General features: G+C 58.2%; 16 protein-coding genes and 1 pseudogene. 14 read left to right on the top strand and 3 right to left on the bottom strand.

The window, feature by feature from the left end; all coding sequences use genetic code 11:
* Positions 1 to 59: 59 nt before the first annotated feature.
* The gene (locus ABIB60_RS10900) at positions 60 to 833 is read right to left on the bottom strand and encodes a hypothetical protein (RefSeq protein WP_354579826.1); all 774 of its coding nucleotides are present in this window, start codon (positions 831 to 833) and stop codon (positions 60 to 62) included.
* A 197-nt stretch (positions 834 to 1,030) separates the two neighbouring features.
* On the opposite strand from ABIB60_RS10900, the pseudogene ABIB60_RS10905 reads away from it, so the two are divergent.
* The 3 genes and pseudogenes from ABIB60_RS10905 (at position 1,031) to ABIB60_RS10915 (ending at position 4,211) form a co-directional block, all read left to right on the top strand.
* Positions 1,031 to 1,891, top strand: a pseudogene (locus ABIB60_RS10905) (dienelactone hydrolase family protein).
* Positions 1,892 to 1,965: 74 nt separating this feature from the next.
* Positions 1,966 to 2,448 (top strand): hypothetical protein, encoded by a 483-nt coding sequence (locus ABIB60_RS10910; protein ID WP_354579827.1) that lies wholly within the window; start codon positions 1,966 to 1,968, stop codon positions 2,446 to 2,448.
* Between the two features lie 311 nt (positions 2,449 to 2,759).
* The gene (locus tag ABIB60_RS10915; RefSeq protein ID WP_354579828.1) at positions 2,760 to 4,211 is read left to right on the top strand and encodes a carbohydrate-binding protein; all 1,452 of its coding nucleotides are present in this window, start codon (positions 2,760 to 2,762) and stop codon (positions 4,209 to 4,211) included.
* A 209-nt stretch (positions 4,212 to 4,420) separates the two neighbouring features.
* Here ABIB60_RS10915 and ABIB60_RS10920 read toward each other — a convergent pair whose 3' ends face one another.
* Positions 4,421 to 5,995, bottom strand: coding sequence for a M28 family metallopeptidase (locus ABIB60_RS10920; RefSeq protein ID WP_354579829.1), 1,575 nt, complete (start codon positions 5,993 to 5,995; stop codon positions 4,421 to 4,423).
* Between the two features lie 447 nt (positions 5,996 to 6,442).
* Here ABIB60_RS10920 and ABIB60_RS10925 point away from each other — a divergent pair, with 447 nt between their 5' ends.
* From ABIB60_RS10925 to ABIB60_RS10975, 11 genes are all read left to right on the top strand, one after another.
* Entirely contained in the window at positions 6,443 to 7,237 is a 795-nt protein-coding gene (locus ABIB60_RS10925) for an alpha/beta fold hydrolase (RefSeq protein WP_354579831.1), read from the top strand.
* A 96-nt stretch (positions 7,238 to 7,333) separates the two neighbouring features.
* Positions 7,334 to 8,308, top strand: coding sequence for a proline iminopeptidase-family hydrolase (locus tag ABIB60_RS10930; RefSeq protein WP_354579832.1), 975 nt, complete (start codon positions 7,334 to 7,336; stop codon positions 8,306 to 8,308).
* 153 nt (positions 8,309 to 8,461) lie between these two features.
* Positions 8,462 to 10,273, top strand: a complete 1,812-nt coding sequence (locus tag ABIB60_RS10935; RefSeq protein WP_354579833.1) for an ABC transporter ATP-binding protein — start codon at positions 8,462 to 8,464, stop codon at positions 10,271 to 10,273.
* Between the two features lie 199 nt (positions 10,274 to 10,472).
* Entirely contained in the window at positions 10,473 to 11,072 is a 600-nt protein-coding gene (locus ABIB60_RS10940) for an REP-associated tyrosine transposase (protein WP_354579834.1), read from the top strand.
* Between the two features lie 113 nt (positions 11,073 to 11,185).
* Positions 11,186 to 11,449, top strand: a complete 264-nt coding sequence (locus ABIB60_RS10945) for a barstar family protein (protein ID WP_354579835.1) — start codon at positions 11,186 to 11,188, stop codon at positions 11,447 to 11,449.
* A gap of 101 nt (positions 11,450 to 11,550) precedes the next feature.
* On the top strand, positions 11,551 to 12,555 hold the full coding sequence (locus ABIB60_RS10950; RefSeq protein WP_354579837.1) for a hypothetical protein: 1,005 nt from the start codon (positions 11,551 to 11,553) through the stop codon (positions 12,553 to 12,555).
* A 240-nt stretch (positions 12,556 to 12,795) separates the two neighbouring features.
* The gene (locus tag ABIB60_RS10955) at positions 12,796 to 13,623 is read left to right on the top strand and encodes an alpha/beta fold hydrolase (protein ID WP_354579839.1); all 828 of its coding nucleotides are present in this window, start codon (positions 12,796 to 12,798) and stop codon (positions 13,621 to 13,623) included.
* A 139-nt stretch (positions 13,624 to 13,762) separates the two neighbouring features.
* The gene (locus tag ABIB60_RS10960) at positions 13,763 to 14,575 is read left to right on the top strand and encodes an SDR family NAD(P)-dependent oxidoreductase (protein ID WP_354579841.1); all 813 of its coding nucleotides are present in this window, start codon (positions 13,763 to 13,765) and stop codon (positions 14,573 to 14,575) included.
* Between the two features lie 171 nt (positions 14,576 to 14,746).
* On the top strand, positions 14,747 to 15,814 hold the full coding sequence (locus ABIB60_RS10965; protein WP_354579842.1) for an SDR family oxidoreductase: 1,068 nt from the start codon (positions 14,747 to 14,749) through the stop codon (positions 15,812 to 15,814).
* 163 nt (positions 15,815 to 15,977) lie between these two features.
* The gene (locus ABIB60_RS10970) at positions 15,978 to 16,388 is read left to right on the top strand and encodes a hypothetical protein (protein WP_354579844.1); all 411 of its coding nucleotides are present in this window, start codon (positions 15,978 to 15,980) and stop codon (positions 16,386 to 16,388) included.
* Positions 16,389 to 16,397: 9 nt separating this feature from the next.
* Entirely contained in the window at positions 16,398 to 17,039 is a 642-nt protein-coding gene (locus ABIB60_RS10975; RefSeq protein WP_354579846.1) for a DUF3885 domain-containing protein, read from the top strand.
* Positions 17,040 to 17,098: 59 nt separating this feature from the next.
* On the opposite strand, the gene ABIB60_RS10980 is transcribed toward ABIB60_RS10975, so the two are convergent.
* Positions 17,099 to 17,917: an enoyl-ACP reductase FabI gene (locus tag ABIB60_RS10980; RefSeq protein ID WP_354579848.1), complete on the bottom strand. Its 819-nt coding sequence runs from the start codon at positions 17,915 to 17,917 to the stop codon at positions 17,099 to 17,101.
* Positions 17,918 to 18,022 lie beyond the last annotated feature (105 nt).

Here is an 18,022-nt window from a genome sequence, read left to right on the forward strand (position 1 = left end):
ATATACTAGCAGAGGACCGGCGGCAGCACGGAACCGGGGGCGGGCTGCCAGCCAGTTACCTATTGCCCGGCCGGCTTGGCATCTTTGCCATTCTCATCCAGGAAGCGCAGCACGGGCTGGTTGTTCTTATCAACGCCAATAGTGAGGCGGGTGCGGCCCTGGCTGTCCTTGAAATCGAGCGTGGATTGGTCGGTGTTAGCAACCAACATCACGCGGGTAGCGCCGCGCTGGTCGGCCATAATCATGGCCGAGGATCGGCCGGCGGTGGTACCTACATATAGGCGGCGCATCAGGCCCAGCTTACCCTCCTGCACAGCTTTCTGCTTTTCCTCGGGCGTGGCATCTTTGTATTTCTCTTCCAGTGCGCTCATCGATTCGTCGGGCGCGTCACTGAAGGTGAGGCCTGCTTTGTAGCCGCCGCCCTGCTCCTGGTAGTTCAGGGCAATAACCTGGTCTTGCCCAAACCGATCAAACGACAGGTGCCCACCAGCCGAGGGTTTGCCGTCTTTATCTTTCTCCCCGCCGAAGATCAGGCCGCCGCACTCCTCACCTTTATCGTTGAAAAACAGCATGCCCGGATGCTCCCGCTTGTAGCTGATGTGCTTGCCATCAATGGTAACGCCCTGCGGAAACCGGGCCTTGTTGCTCATCATCATTTTCAAGGTACCATCGGTCTCCACCAGGTTGAGGCGCTCCACCGAAATTTCCTTGAACCGCACGGGTTTATCGGGCTTGCCGAAGGCGCAGAGCAGGGCCACCATCGGGACCAGCGTAGCGCCCAGGGCGTAGGCTTTGAGGAATTTTACGTCGCGGGCAAGTTGGTGCGTATCCATGAGCAGAGAGTTGTTACGGGTGATTGATGCGCCAAAGCTGCGGCCCCGCCGGCCGGAATGCAGGCACTTTCGCGCGAGTGCCGGAAAAATCGTGGGAGTGCCGGAAACCAGGGCGCGAATGAAGCCAGAACAGCGGTGCAGCTTCGGGCCGGTTTGTCTATCTTTCTCTGACTACCACTACTTCTCCCACCCGCCACATGGATCAGCGCATCATTAACCTCTTCGACGAGTACACCCACGCCCCCCTCAGCCGGCGCGACTTTCTGGACCGGCTGCACCAACTGGCGGGCGGGGCAGCCCTGGCAGCGGCGGCGCTGGCCGTACTGGAACCCGGCTACGCCCAGGCCGCTACCGTGAGCGAGCAGGCCGATGACTTAGTGACCGAAGAAGTGACCTGGCCCGGGGCTAACAGCGGTACGATGAAAGGCTACCTGGTGCATCCCAAGGGCAAGAAGAAGCGCGGGGCCGTGGTAGTCATCCACGAAAACCGGGGCCTGACGCTCCACATCAAAGACGTGACGCGGCGCGTAGCCCAAGCCGGCTACCTGGCGTTGGGGGTTGATGCGCTGTCGGTGTTTGGGGGCACGCCGGCCAACGAGGACGAGGGCCGCACCCTCATTGGCAAGCTCGATAAGCAGCAGAACCTGGAAAACTACCTGGCCGCCCTGCGCTACCTGCGCCAGCGCCCCGACTCCAATGGCAAAACCGGCTGCGTAGGCTTCTGCTGGGGCGGGGCCATGGCCAACAGCCTTGCCGTGCACGATGCTCAGCTGAACGCCGCCGTGGCCTACTACGGCACCTAGCCACCCGCCGCGGATGCTGCCAACATCAAAGCCCACTTGCTGCTACATTACGCCGGCCTCGATGAGCGGGTAAATGCTGGCAAAGACGCCTGGGAAGCCGCCCTGAAAGCGGCTGGCGTGCACTACGAGCAGTACGTGTATGAGGGCGTCAACCACGCTTTCAACAACGACTCCTCCCCTGCCCGCTACAACGCCGAAGCTGCTCAACTGGCTTGGAGCCGCACGCTGAAGCTGTTTAAAAAGCAGTTGGGGTAGTGGCGGCTGGGTTGATTGGGTTAGGAGAATGGCGCAGCTTGCTGAGGCCGCAGTACCCGGACGCAGCTTGTTTTGTGGATGAAACCTGGTCAGCCGAAGAGCGGAATCTGGCCCTGGAACATCTGAAACAGGGCCGGGCCCTGCACTATTGGATGGGAATGGAAACCTGCCTGCTCGGTTGCAACCAGCACCTACCCATTACCGGCTGTACTGATGGCACATACTACTGGCCCGAGAGCCTGCTCCACTACGTGGCACATCATGCCGTGCGGCTGCCAGATGCATGGATGCTTTACGTGCATCGGCAACCGGCTTTCCCAACGGATGCGGCAGCGGCCATAGATGAAATTACGCAAGCCAACTTCTGCTGGTGGCAAGCTCAACAAGGCTGGCACCCACAGGCATCTTCGCTGCAGTACCTGAGCCAACAGGAAATCCGGGACTTTTTGCGCCGTTATGACCGGCAGCAGATTGAGTATTCCAATTTACCCTCCCCAGCCGATATAGCCGCCCTTGAACGCATGGTGGCCGAGGTACGACAATTGGTAACTCCGTAAAACCACGTCTACCCACTGAATGCTGCTGCCCACCAAAGTATTTTTGGTGGGCAGCAGCTTTTTCACGTGTGGTGTAGCTGCTGCTTGGTAGGTGGCAGTCCGTATATAATAAGCCCGGGCCTTGAATTGGCGTTGTGCGGTAGGTGTATAAACCTGCCCAGATGGTAGGATTTGGTGGCGTTGAGCAGCTTGGATTTACCGAAAAAGCCCGCCATACTTGGATGCTTTCAGGAGCCAATCCAGCTCCTGAACCAGCCGAATATTACTCGGCTTTCCCTGCTCTTTCGTTCCACCAATTCCCACACAACCAAATGAAACACCAGTTTACTTCCCTTCTGGGAGCAGCGGCTCTGTGCCTGCTCGGCTCCCGCACTGCCCAAGCTCAAACCTACCAGCAGGTATGGGCCGATGAGTTCAACGGCAGCATCAGCTCCAGCTGGGTATTTGAAACCGGCGGCGGCGGCTGGGGCAACAACGAGAAGCAGTACTATCAGCGCGCCAACGCCACCGTTACCAGCACCGAGCTGCAGATTACCGCCCGCAAGCAAACTGTGGGCGGTATGCCCTACACCTCGGCCCGCCTAAAAACCCAGGGTACCAAGGAATTTAAGTACGGCAAGGTAGAAGCGCGCATCAAGATGCCCCTGGGCCAGGGCCTGTGGCCGGCTTTCTGGATGCTGGGCAGCAACATTAACACGGTGAGCTGGCCGGCCTGCGGTGAAATTGACGTGATGGAACACGTTAACACCGAGAACAAAGTGTACGGCACCGTACACTGGGACAACAACGGCCACGCCGAGTATGGTGGCAACACCATCACCTCACCCGATGCCTACCACGTGTACGCCGTGGAGTGGGAGCCTACCTACATCCGCTGGTTTGTAGATGGCATCAAGTTTCACGAAATCAACATCAGCAACAACGCGGGCGGCACCGAGGAATTTCAGCGCCCTTTCTTCCTGCTGCTGAACCTAGCCGTGGCCGGCAACTGGCCCGGCCAAACGGTGGACGAGAGCAAGCTGCCCGCCACTATGTCGGTGGATTACGTGCGGGTGTACCAGAAAACCACGGCCTCCACAGCTACCACCTTGCAGGCCGAAAGCTACAGCGCCATGAACGGCGTGCAAGTGGAAGCTACCACCGACACGGGCGGGGGCCAGAACGTGGCCTACGTGGACGCCGGCGACTGGCTGGCCTACAACAGCGTCAACTTCCCCACTTCCGGCAACTACCTCCTTGAGTACCGCGTGGCCAGTCCCTCGGGCGGCACCCTATCGTCGGATTTGAACGCCGGGGCCGTGCAACTGGGCAACACCGCCATTCCGGCCTCGGGCGGCTGGCAGAACTGGACGACCGTATCGAAAACCGTGTACGTGAATGCGGGCACTTACAACTTCGGCGTATTCGCTCAAACCGGCGGCTGGAACCTCAACTGGATTCGGATTTCCCGGGCCAGCAGCGCCCGGACCGCCGGCTCTACGGCCACGGCCGCAGCGTCACCCGCAGCAGCAACCGGCCCCTTCGATGTGGCTGTGTACCCCAACCCGCAGGTGGCCGGCGCTCCGCTCAGCATCCAGCTACACAACGCCGACCTCACGCAGCCCACCACCGTGCAGGTGCTGGATGTGAGTGGCCGGCAGGTGTGGCAGCACACGGCCTTCGGCAACTCGGTGGAAGTAAGCCGCAGCCTGCCTGGCGGCCTCTACCTGATTCAGGCCACTAACGCCGCCGGCAAAGTCACGAAGAAGCTGCTGGTGCAGTAGAGAGGTAAATTTGTGAAGTAGTGAAATGGTGAGTTTTGCTACTGCCAGGACGAAGAAGAAGCAATTCTTCTTGCTTCAAGCGCAAAGCCCTGAAATGCAAAAAGCCCCTGACGTCCACGCTGGCGTCAGGGGCTTTTGCTATAGATTGAATTGCAGCTTGTTTGTAAAATGGTCACACAATTTCACCACTTCACAATTTCACCTTTGCCCTACATCCGCTGCTCGGGCTTGGCGGTAGGCAAAGTTTTGCGGGGCAGCTTGGCGTCGCGCATGGCGGCCTGGTATACGAAGGAAGCTACTACTACGGAAGCCTGCCTCATGTCATCGGCGGGCAGACGCTCGTAGGTATCCATGTTGGTGTGGTGGGTGCGGGTGCCGTAATCCAGGGGGTCTTGAATGAACTGGAAGCCGGGCAGGCCCACCGCATCGAACGAGAGGTGGTCGGTGCCGCCGGTGTTGCGCAGCGTAACGGTGGTAGCTCCCATGTCGGCGAAGGGCTGGAGCCACTCCCGGAAGATGGGTGCGGCCGCCTCGTTGCCCTGAGCGTAAATACCCCGGATTTTCCCAGCCCCGTTATCGAGGTTGAAGTAGGCGGCTAGTTTCTCGTGCTCGGGCAGCAGCTTCATGGTGGCAGGGTCGGCGAAGTGGTTTTTCACGTAGCCGCGCGAACCGAACAGGCCCTGCTCCTCTTCCCCCCACAGCGCTACCCGAATGGTGCGGCGGGGCTGTACGCCGCTGGCTTTCAGAATGCGCACGGCTTCCATCATCACGGCGCAGCCGGCGGCGTTGTCGGTGGCGCCGGTGGCGGCGTGCCAGGAGTCGATGTGGGCACCCAGCATTACCACTTCGCTTTTCAGCTTTTTGTCGGTGCCCGGAATTTCGGCTACCACGTTGTAGCCTTTCAGATCCTGGCTCTGGAAGCGGGTGCGGGTTTCCAGCTCAATTTCCACCGGAATACCGGCTTCGGCGAGGCGGATGAGGCGCAGTTGGTCTTCGGGGGCCATTTCCAGCTCGGGCAGTACGGGCTTGGCATCGGCGGCGTAGGGCGCGCCGTTGCTGGTGAAGAAGGTACCATCGGAGCCGCCGCGGGTGCTCAGAATAGCCGCCGCACCTTCGCTCAGAATCATATCCGACATCTTGGTGCGCAGGGCCATCATGGTGCGGCGCTGGGCCATGCGCTTCTCCATTTCCGCTTCATCAGGCTTGGCTGCGGGGGGCTCGGGCTTGAAGTCGGCCATTTTTTGCAGCTCCTCGGCAGTATAGCGCCGGGCGTCTGCCTCGAAGCTGGGCTTGGGCGGGTTGGCCACGTCCAGCAGCACCACTTTGTCGCGCAGCTGGCCTTTGTACTTGTCCAGCTCCGCCTCGGTGGTGGCTTTCACCACAATCACCTGCTTTTTGAGGGGGCCGTTGGTGCTGGGCGTCCAGGCTTTCGGGGCCCCGATGAGGGTATGGTAGTACGGGGCCGTCATGGCTACGTACGACTTCTCAATATCCCAGCCCCGGCCGAAAGTACCCCAAGGCTCGATGGTGGCTTTGCTCAGGCCCCAGGTAGTGAACTGCTTCTGCGTCCACTCGTTGGCGCGGGCCAGGCCGGCCGAGTTGGCCAGGCGCGGACCGCACACGTCGGTGAGGTAGAAGGCCGTTTCCATCACTTTGGAGCGGTTCATGCCCTCATCTTTGATTTTGGCCAGCATGGCCGGGTCGGCTTTGGTGCCTTGCTGGGCAAAGGCGGGAGCCGTTAGGGCCAGGCCGCCGGCCAGCGCTAGGAGTTGAAGTTTGTTCATTCGGGGTTGGTTGTAGAGTGGAGGTTTCTACCGCTAAAGAACCACAAAACCCGCTGACGTTGCAGACTCCGCACTAGGCTGTGTGGACGGTCGCGTAGAGAGAAGGTCATGCAGAGCATGTGGCGCCTTGAGCCAGGGCCGAAGCAGCTCGCCTGACTGACGTCTGAATTACCCTTGCAACATCAGCACGCGAGATGCTTCGCCTCCGGCTCTGCATGACGTTCTAGGCATAACATTTTATTAATGATGGGGCGGACTGGCCCTGTAGTGAGCACTGACAAATTGGCCAAATATTTCCCGTTTTAGTACTATGACAGCCAAATTCCTGCTTTGTGTATTTTCTGTACAGTTCAGCTTGTTCCTATTTTGATAAGGTGTTGTACCTGATTGGTAATTTTATTAAATATTGCTATTAATCAATGTTATTTTCACATAACTAGTACGCCCATGAATGTGCTGAAGCGCAACAATGTGCATGTGGCTGGCCAGGGAAGCCGCACGCTGCTGTTCGTGAATGGCTTCGGCTGCGACCAGAGTATTTGGCGCTACCTACTCCCCGCCCTTTCCGAACGTTTCCAGCTTGTTCTATTCGACCACGTCGGCCTGGGCCTCTCCGAGGTGGCGGCTTATGAATGCACCAAATACAACTCCCTCAATGGGTACGCCCAGGACGTGCTGGAAATCTGCCACTCCCTGGACCTGACGCAGGTTACTCTGATAGGCCACTCAGTGGGGGCGACAATTGGTATGCTGGCCGCCATTCAGGAGCCTGAGCTTTTCCGGCAGCTGGTGCTGCTGTGTCCCTCACCCTGCTACGTGAACGAGCCCGGCTACCACGGCGGCTTCGACCGGGCCGATATTGAGCAGATGCTGGCCTTCATGGAGAAAGACTACGTGGGATGGGCCGATTCCTTCGCCCCTTTCATTATGGGCAACCCCGACCGGCCCTCACTTTCTGCAGAGTTGATCCACAGCTTTTGCCAGAACGACCCAGTTATTGCCAAGCAGTTTGCCCGCGTTACCTTCCTCTCCGACAACCGCCCCGACGTGCAGCAGCTCCAGACGCCTTGCCTACTGGTGCAGTGCGCCCAGGATTTTGTGGCCCCTCCGGAGGTAGGCGAGTTTCTGCGCCAGACTATTACGGGCGCCACCCTCCTCACGCTACCGGTAGCCGGCCACTGCCCCCACGTTAGCGCCCCCACCGAAGTCCTCAATGCCATTGAGGCTTTTGCGGCAGTTTAGCGCACCAGGCACTACTGGCCGGGCCGCCCTGTTGAACAAGCAAAATCTTTGCGGATATTGGGCTTCATTCAGTGATTCACTTTTATCCGCTATTCCGTGGTGCTTCGCTCCCTGTTAGTCGCCCTGCTGTGCACCTTGCCCTGGGTGGCCACTGCCCAAACGCCCGCCCCCGACAGCAGCTACGCGGCCAAGCTGCAAGCCCCGGGAGTGAAGATGATACCCATCGATAATAAGTATAAGGTATGGACCCAGAAAGTAGGCTCGGGTAAAATAAAGCTGTTGGTGCTGCACGGCGGCCCCGGCAACACCCACGAATACTTCGAGAATTTCCCCCAGTATCTGGCCAAGGAGGGCGTGGAAATCTACTACTACGACCAACTCAACTCCTACCACTCCGATAAAACCGACGATAAAAGCGTGTGGGCCATTTCCCGCTTCGTGGAGGAGGTGGAGCAGGTGCGCCAAGGCTTGGGCCTGGAGCAGTTTTACCTGCTGGGCCACTCCTGGGGCGGCATGCTGGCCCTGGAGTACGCTGCCAAACACCCCGAGCATATCAAGGGGCTCATCACCTCCAATATCGGCTATAAGGCCACCGTGTTCAATAAGCACCGGTTCAGCCAGTACGCGGCCGTTATTCGGCGGCAAGCGGCCCAGGAAGGAAAAGTTATTGCCGGCCTCGATACAATGGGGCTGATGAGCCTCTCGCCCTACATCACGCCGGCCGTCACCAAGGAGTTCCGCAGTCTGCACATGATGCGCCGCCAACCGGAGCACCCCACGTTCACGCGCAGCCAGGCCCACATTACCCGTACCTACGCGGTATCCTTTATGCCCTTCATGCTGGCCTGGGACTTCTCCGACCGGCTGGCCGCCATCAAGCCGCCCACGCTGGTTATCGGTGCCCGACACGATTTCGTGCCGCCCGTTGACATTGCCTACATGCAAAAGCACATTCCCAACTCTCGGGCATACATCTGCCCCGCAGGCTCGCACTACGCCATGTGGGACGACCCAGAACACTACTTCCCGGCCCTGATCAAGTTCCTGCGCAAAACGGAGCGCAGGAGCTAAAGCCTGTGCTCTCGGGCTGTACACTAGTTATACTACAAGAGAGGTTGAGCACCTATTGCAGCACCTCACTGGCTTACTCGTTTGCCGGATAATCCATAACCCCACCCCCGCCCCGCTCGTCTAACCGGCTACGTTTTACTTAGCCGCTGCTGCATGAGCCTTTGGGAAATTATTAAGCGCCTGCTGCCCTACGTGCGGCCCTACCGGGGGCTCGTCATTGCCACGCTGCTGCTCACGCTGGTCGGTTCGCTGGCGGCGCAGGTGAATCCGTTTGTGCTGCGCTACACCGTGGATACGGTGCAGGGAATGCTGGACCGCAACCAGGGACTGGTGGAAGGTGCCAACCTGCTGCTGCTGGTGAGCGGGCTGCTCCTGGGCAAGGAAATCGTCAATACGCTGATTCAGTTCGGGCAGAAGTTTTACGGGGAGAAAATCCGCATCAGCGTGTCCAGCACTCTGTCCCAGGATGCCGTGCACAAGGTGCTGAGTTACGAGCTAGGCTTTTACTCCGACAGCGGCAACCAGACCGGCAAGCTCCAGACCCGCATTGATAGGGGCGTGGAAAGCCTGATGAAGCTGGTGCAGAACTTCTTTATTGACATTCTGCCGCTGTTTGCCAACTCCATTGTGGCGTTGGTAATTATGTTTATGGCCAACGTGTACGTGGGGCTGGTGGCCGTGGCGGTGCTGCCGGTGTACTTCTGGCTCAGCTACCGCCAAGCCGATAAGCTTAACGGCACCCGCCGGGCATTGCGCGGGCTGCGCGAGGCCAAAAGCCAGGGCCTCGTAAATCTGATTGATTCGGCGGTGGTCATCAAGAGCTTTGTGCGCGAGGACTATGAGGAGCAGAAGCAGGCCCAGGTGCAGCAAAACCTGCAGGAAGCCCAGCTGGAAACCCGCAAAACCAACTTTCTCTACGACGGCCTCAAAACCTTCACCGAGCAGATTGGGGTGGTGCTCATCATCATTCTGACAGCCTACCTGGTGCTCGATAGGCAAATCAGCATTGGGGCCATCATGTTCCACATTTTGCTATTCAACAACGTATCGGCCCCCATCCGGCAGCTGCACCGCATCTATGATGAGATGAACGATGCCCTCACCTACTCCGAGGGTTTCTTCGATATCCTCGACGCCCACGAGGCCGTGGAGCCTACCGGCCCGCTGAAACCCGACCACCTGCGGGGTACCTTCGATATCTGCAACGTGAATTTTACCTACCCCAGCGGCACCCAGGCCCTGCACGACGTGTGCCTGACCATTGAGGCCGGCAAAACCACCGCGCTGGTGGGTCTGAGCGGGGCCGGCAAAAGCACCATCATCAACCTGCTCTGCAAGTTCTACGCCCCCGACCACGGCCGCATGCTGCTGGATGGCCAGCCGCTGGCCGATTACGACACCCACGCCCTGCGCCAGCAAATTGGGCTGGTGCTCCAGAAAAATCACATTTTTAAGGGCACCATTGAGGAAAATATCCGCTACGGCGTGATGGACGCCACGCTTGATCAAATCAGGCAGGCCGCCAAGCAGGCCTATTTGCACGAGCAGATCATGGAGCTGCCCAAGGGCTACCAGAGCGACGCTCAGCAGCTTTCGGGCGGGCAACAGCAGCGCATTGCCATTGCCCGGCTATTCCTGAAAAACCCGCCCATCATCTTCCTCGATGAGCCCACCGCCTCCCTGGATGCCATTGCCACCGAGCAAATCAAAAACTCGCTCGACGCCATCAAGCAGGGCCGCACCGTGGTCATCATCTCCCACTCCCTAGCCCAGATTGTCGACTCCGACGTCATCTATGTGATGAAGCAGGGCCGCATGGTGGAAAGCGGCACCCACGAGCACCTCTACGACCTGCGCGGCACCTACCGGGAAATCTTCGACGCCTCCGCCCGCAGCCTCAACATCGAGAAGCTGGCCCGGGTGCTGGTGGATGATGGGGATGAGGTGGAGGATACGGCGGCGTAGTAGTATTGCAGCACTGTAGCGCGAACTTTGTAGTTCGCGTCCGTTTGGCGTACGGTTCGACACTCGCCTGAACCTGCGTTGTAGCGCGAACTTTGTAGTTCGCGTCCCTGCGCCGTTGCAACGATTATCGTTCCGGGACGCGAACTACAAAGTTCGCGCTACAGTGCTGAAGTGCGCTGATATTCTACTTTCTTGCCGGATGGGCGACCTTCTGTATTACGAGCGGAACCTGCCGCACCGCCTACCCCCTGGCTCGGCTATATTCCTGACGTTTCGTCTGGCTGATTCTCTTCCTCAAGTGGTATTGGCTCGGCTGCGGGTGCAGTTTAGAAATACAGAAAACGATAGTACTGAGCTTACCTACGCCCAACAACGCCGCTATTTTGGTTGCTTCGACCAGCTGCTGGATGGTGCAGCCCATGGTCCTACATGGCTCCGCGAACCGGCTATAGCCAACTTGGTAGCGGCTTCGTTACATCATTTCCACGGAAAGGCATATGAATTGATCTGCTACTGCATCATGCCGAACCATGTGCATGCAGTTGTTTCCCTTCCGGAAAATGCCCCGCTATTAGCTGAAACACTACAACGCCTTAAAGGCTATACAGCTTTGCAAGCCAACAAATTGTTGGGTAGAACCCGCCAGTTCTGGCAGCGCGAAACCTACGACCACATTGTACGCAACGGCGAGGAGATGCACCGCATATTTACCTACGTAGTGAACAACCCGGTAAAAGCAGGTCTTGTCGAAAGCTGGGAGCAGTGGCCCTATACATACTGGTCCGAAGCAGCGCAATAGAAACGCTACAGGTAGCATGTTGTAGCGCGAATTTTGTAGTTCGCGTCCCGGAACGATAATCGTTGCAACGGCGCGGGGACGCGAACTACAAAGTTCGCGCTACATTTACCCTCATGACCCTCGACCTCACCGGCATCACCAGCAAAGCCGCCATTCATCAGCTGTTTAAAGAAAAGCTGGGCTTTGAAGAATGGTACGGCCCCAGTTGGGACGCTTTCTGGGACTCCATTATTGCCATTGTGGAAATGCCGCCCGTGCTGACGCTGACGAACTGGGAAGAATTTGCCCGCTGCTGCCCCCGCGACATGGAGATTCTGCGACAGGTCATTAAGGACTACGAGGAGGAGATGCGCCCGAAGCGGATTGTACTGGGGTAAATGATGCGGCAAGTGGTTGGAAAGGAATAGAAGAACCTTTGGCTAATCGTATCGGCCTAGGGGAAGGTTTACCTTTATGCTGCCTATTTGCCTCGCAACTGATGAAGTACCTCTTGCTTATTGCGCTACTGCTAGCCCAGCTTCCGGTCTGCGCCCAGAAAGCGTCGTTTACTATTCGCACCATCTCACTGCCCCCAGAAATTGCGGATAAGAACAACCAGTTTTCCGGGTTATTCCTGCGCGGCAAGGAGCTGCTGCTCCTCTCCGAAAGCCGCTTGCAGGACCGGGCTGAGGCGAAAATGTATGGCATCAGCCTTGGCAGTCTGGACGACCAGCTGGCTGGCCGCTCAACCACTGCTACCTTCAAAAAATACCGCATTCAGGGGCTCGACCGGATAAAGACCCGCATTGATAGCGCCTGCCAACTGTACGAGGGTCTGGAGGGCCTTACCATGATTGGCAACGACGCCTACTTCACCATTGAAACAGCCACCCAATCGGCGTACTGCTACGTGGTGAAAGGCGTGTTGAGCGAAGAAAGCGCCACTATCACCATGGACACCAACTACCTGGTGCCGCTGGCGAAACCGGCGCTTACCGATGGCACGCACATTCACAACGCCGGTTTTGAGGCGGCCACCGGCTACAACCAGAGCCTGCTGTTTCTCTTCGAGTACAACTACTTCACCCACGACAACATTGCCTTTCGGCTGCCTACCGCGGCCGTCCGGAATGATGTTCCGCAGTACGTGCCGGTGCAGCGCCTGCCCTTCCGCATAACCGACCTAGTGTACGAGGGTAAAAACCGGTTTACGGCTATCAATTACTTCTATAACGGCGACGAAGACAGCGTATACCGCACCCCCAGCCCCGATCCAAATGCCCGCTTCATCCGGAGCGGCAGCCGCTACCAAAACTATTGCCGCCTGATTAGCCTGCGCTATAAGCGTGATAAAATTACCTGGAAGCCACTGTTTGAACTGCCCCGCGAGTACATGACCTACAACTGGGAGGGCCTGGCCGCCTACCGGAACGGCTACTTCCTGATCAACGACAAGTACGGGCCTTCGGGCCAGTCTACTTTGCTGTATCTTCAGAAACAGTAACGCCCTTGCCGAAATCTGCTAGGCTGTGTGAACAGCAAGCAAAAAGACCGTCCTGCTGGGCTTGCCGAAGCATCTCGACTGCTTCGTTGTTCGGTAGAGATGCTTCGGCAAGCCCAATAGGACGGTCTGAATAGCATCAGAATGCCGTTGGGAGTTCCTGTCCACATACCCTAGCACCTCATGCAGAGCCGGCGGCGAAGCATGACGTTCCTGATTACCCCAAAGACTTTACTTGCTCTGATGCGCCGCTCCTGCCTTCTGCTCCTATCGTTTTTGCTGCTGACCCAGTTGGCTTGGGGCCAAAAGGCGGTGCCGTACGGCCATAATCCGGCCGCTGGTAAGTTTGCTACGGTGCGCGGTGTGAAGCTGTACTACGAGACGTACGGCACCGGAGCGCCGCTGCTCCTGCTGCACGGCAACGGCGGCAGCAGCCAGGATTTCGCCAAAACCATCCCCTACTTCGCCAAAAAGTACCGCGTCATTGCCCTCGACAGCCGGGCCCACGGCCAGTCGGTGGACGCCGGCGACTCCTTAAGCTTCGAGCTGCTGGCCGATGATTGTGCCGTTCTGCTCACCCACCTGCGCCTCGACTCAGCCTATGTGCTGGGCTGGAGCGACGGGGGCATTACGGCTTTGTTGCTGGCCCAGCGCCACCCGAGCAAGGTAAAGCGCCTGGCCGCCACCGGCGCCAACCTCTGGCCCGACTCCACAGCCCTGATGCCCGAGCTGTGGCAGCAGATGAAGCGGGGCTACCAGGAAGGCCGCACTCAGCGCTTCACCGACCCCAAGCGCCGCAACGACTGGAAAGTGTTTCTGCTGGATTGGCGGCACCCGCACGTGCCGTTGCCGACTTTAGCCAGTATCAAGGCTCCGGCGTTCATTATTGCCGGCGACCGGGACGTGATTCGGCCGGAGCACACAGTGGCTATTTACCAGAATCTGACCCGGGCCTGGCTCTGGATTGTGCCCAACAGTGGCCACGCCACGCTGCACGAACGCGCCGAGGAGTTCAACCGCAAGGTGGACGAGTTCTTTCGGGCCCCGTCTGTTGCTGCCCCGGCCCGCTAGCAGCACCTCACTGCTTCCGGTTGGTAGCCGCTTGGTTGCCAGAGGGCGGGCCGCTTACTGGTAACCAAGCGGCACCTCAACCATAACCGACTGGCAATTAGGCGCGTTAGCTTTAGCCTAACCTAGCCTTTCCATTCTCATGGCATCCACATCCAAAACGGCCCTTATTACGGGCGGCACCAGCGGTATTGGCCGGGAGCTAGCTACTTGCTTCGCTCAGGATCAGTACAACCTTATTCTGGTGGCCCGCAACCAGCAGGAACTCGACCAGGCAGCTCAGGAAATCAAGCAGCAGCACGGCGTGGAGGTAACCACCATTGCCAAGGACCTATTTAAGCGCGAAGCCCCGTTTGAGGTGTATGAGCAGGTGAAGGCCAGCGGCATACAAGTGGATGCCTTGGTAAACGACGCCGGCCAGGGCCAGTACGGCACCTTCGACACCACCGATATTAACCGGGAACTGGACATTATTCAGCTGAATATCGGCGCTTACGTGACGTTTACCAAGCTGTACCTGCAGGAAATGCTGGGCCGGAGCGAAGGCAAAATTCTACTGGTAGGCAGCATTGCCGGGGAGCTGCCCGGCCCCCTGCAGGCGGTGTACCACGGCACCAAGGCCTTTGTGAATTCTTTCGCCGAGTCCATTCAGAACGAGAACAAGGACAAGGGCGTCACCATCACCAACCTGTTGCCCGGCCTCACCGACACCGATTTTTTCAACAAAGCCGATATGACCCGGGCCAAGAACGTAGCCGAGAAAAGCGGCATGTCCTCCCCTACCGACGTGGCCCAGGACGGCTACAAAGCTCTAATGGCTGGCGAAAACCGGGTAATTTCTGGCTTCATGAATAAGGCGCAGGTAACGGCCAGCAACGTGCTACCTGATGAGCTGATTGCCGCGAAAGTCCACCAGGAAAGCAAGCCCCTCGACGGCGACGAAAGCGCGCAGTAAAACCGGCATTTTGTAGCGCTTCTGTATAGGCCCGGCCCAAACAAGGCCGGGCTTTTTGCAAGCTGGGCAGTACTTATTTCCCTCCTTGTGCGGGAAGATTTGCGGTTTGAGCGGTTACAGTAGCTTCCGCCCCATACAGCGCGGCCCATTACCCCCTTTTACTTTCGCACCATGTCAAATACAGCACTTATAGTAGGTGCCAGCGGCATCATTGGCAGCAACCTGGCCCAGGAGCTGCTAGCCCACGGCTGGCCAACCTACGGCCTGGCCCGTTCGCCCCGTACCGATGTACCCGGCCTGCACCCCGTACCGGCCGACTTACTATCACCCGGTAGCCTGGAAGCGGCCTTGCAGGGCCTGGCCCCCACTCATGTGTTCATCACCAGCTGGATGCGCCAGGATACGGAGGCCGAGAACATCCGGGTAAACAGCCAGATGGTGCGCAACCTATTGGCTGCCCTGGCCCCCAAAAAATCGGTGCAGCATGTGGCGTTGGTAACGGGGCTCAAGCATTATCTGGGGCCGTTTGAAGCGTACGTAAGCGGGGGCACGCCGCCGCCCACGCCTCTGCGGGAGGAGCAGCCCCGCCTCCCGCTCGATAATTTCTACTACGCCCAGGAAGATGAGGTGTACGCCGCCGCCACTCGTGACGGATTTACCTGGAGCATCCACCGGCCCCACACCATCATTGGTAAGGCCGTGGGCAACCTCATGAACCTGGGCACTACCTTGGCCGTGTATGCCAGCATCTGCCGGGAAACCGGCCGCCCCTTCCGCTGGCCCGGCTCCGAAGCCCAGTGGAACGGCCTCTCCGACGTGACCGACGCCCGCATCATCGCCAAGCAGCTGCGCTGGGCCGCTACTACCGAGGCTGCCCAAAACCAGGCGTTCAATATTGTGAACGGGGACGTGTTTCGGTGGAGCTGGCTGTGGCCACGCCTGGCGGCGTGGTTTGGCGTGGAAAGCGCAGGCTTTGATGGTACGATTCGTCCGTTGGAAGCCGAGCTAAGCCAGGATGCGGCCGTGTGGCGCGAAATTGCCGAGCGCCACGGCCTCGCGGAGCCCGACCTTGACCGCCTGGCCTCGCCCTGGCACACCGACCTGGATTTGGGCCGCCCGATTGAGGTGATGACCGATATGGCCAACAGCCGCAAGCGGGGCTTCCTGGAATACCAATCTACCGAGGAGTCGTTCCTTGACCTGTTTGCCCAGCTCCGTACCGACCGGCTGATTCCTTAACTCTTGCACCTTCTCGGGTTGTTGGCGGGGCACTATTGCTGGGCGCAACTACGGTAGGCCCGTAGCAGGTGGTTCGCCCCGGCTGCTTTTACCATTGTTTCCCATCTTTGCTGCCCGGCATATCTGCGGCCCGCCTACTCCCACAGGCTTCACCTGATTTGGAATGACGACAATATCCTTAAAACGCGGCGACGGCAGCGTATACCTGACTGTAAACCGTAACCGCCAGGCTGGTTGGATTCATGCCCAGTGGCATGGCCGCCAAACGATGGGTACCGTCATGGATGGCGGCCTGACCTACGTGGATATGCTGCGTGAGGAGCCCTGCGCCAAGCTGCTCAACGACCACCGCGACCTGCAAGGCACTTTCAGCGAAGCCAACGACTGGATAGAACAGGTATGGACGCCGCTAATAATTGGGGCCGGACTACGCTACTTTGCCCAAGTACTTTCGCCCGATATTTTTGGCCAGATTTCCATGGAAAATCTGCAAGTTCGTATCGGCAACATGCTTCACATTCACTTGTTTGACAGCCTAGAAAACGCCCAAGAGTGGCTCCAAGCGCAGGAGTAACGACAACGCATGTCTTCTATAATTACCCAATTCCTGCAGCAGTATTACCCCGGTTTAGCTATTGGGCCGGGTTTGTTTTATACATGGCCCGTTGCAGTCCGGTTTGATTTGCAGAGCGAAAACAGCACATCTGACGAAGTATATTTCGCTGAGGTAGAGCGGCGGGCTGCTTTATTATTTGAAGCTGTTTTTGCCCCCACTGATGAGGTATTAATTATCGTGCAGCGTCCCTGGCACACGCGTTGGTTCCGACGTCGGCGTTTTCGGGCCGGGCATTTCGTTTTACGATTGTTACAGGCATCACGCTCGGAAGTAGCGTTTCAACGCTTGGCCAACCAAACCCGCTTCCGCGATACTCGGCAGCTTATTCGCTTTGCCCTGCAACGACGAGCCGCTGCTATTCCTTACCACCGCATTTTTCAGGCCATCAGCAACCAGGATTTCCCTGGCCGCCAACCGCAGTTGCACGATGATGTGTTCTTTCTAAATCTGAGTTCCGGCCTGTTGCTCCATATGTACGACGACCGAGGATTGGATGTGTTGGGCCCAACAGTAGATGCATTACGTCCTTTATACGAACAGTATCACTCCTTGCTCCTAGATTACGATAGGGAGCAAATGGCATTCACATTTGCTGCGTCGGCACACTAATAAAACCACAGCGCCCGGCCATTAATGGTCGGGCGCTGTGGTTTTGCAGAATGCTAAGCCTAGGAGTTGGCTTTGGAAATCAGCTCCACAATTTCTTCCGAAATGCCCGTGGTGCTGAAGCCGCCGTCGTGCATGAGGTTCTGCATGGTCACGTAGCGCGTCAGGTCGGAGAACAGGCTGATGCAGTAGTCGGCGCAGGCTTCGGCCGGGGCGTTGCCCAGGGGCGAAAGGCGGTCGGCGTACTCGTAAAACGCATCGAAGCCGCTGATGCCGGTGCCGGCCGTGGTTTTGGTGGGCGACTGGCTGATGGTGTTCACGCGTACTTTTTTCAGCTTGCCCAAGCGCTGGCCGTAGCTACGGGCTATGCTCTCCAGCATTGCCTTGGCCTGCGACATATCGGTGTAATCGAGGAAGGCGCGCTGGGCGGCAATGTAGCTCAGGGCCACGGCTGAGCCCCACTCATTGAAGGCATCCTGCTTTTCAGCCACGGCCAGCATTTTGTGGAACGACAGGGCCGATACATCCAAGGTTTTCTGGTACCACTCGTAGTTCAGCTCGCCGTAGTGCTTGCCCTTGCGGATGTTGGCGCTCATGCCAATGCTGTGCAGCACGAAATCGAGCTTACCGCCGAGGTGCTCCTGCGCCCCCGAGAACAGCTTCTCCAAGTCCTCCATCGAGGTAGCATCGGCCGGAATGATGGGCGCGTTGCACTGCTCCGAGAGCTTATTGATTTCGCCCATGCGCATGGCCAGCGGGGCGTTGGTGAGCACAAAGCGGGCTCCTTCGGCGTGGGCCTTCAGGGCTACTTTCCAGGCAATAGATTCTTCGTTCAGCGCGCCGGAAATGATACCGACTTTGCCCGCGAGTAGGTTAGGCATAGGTTCAGAGTTTAGGATGCGCTAAGATAATGGAGCCATTGTAATTCCCTGTCTTAGGGGTTTCATAGGATGATCCAGGCTGCTAGAAGACCTCCTAACACGTAG

This window comes from Hymenobacter sp. UYP22 (genome assembly GCF_040547285.1).
In the GTDB taxonomy this organism is placed as follows: domain Bacteria; phylum Bacteroidota; class Bacteroidia; order Cytophagales; family Hymenobacteraceae; genus Hymenobacter.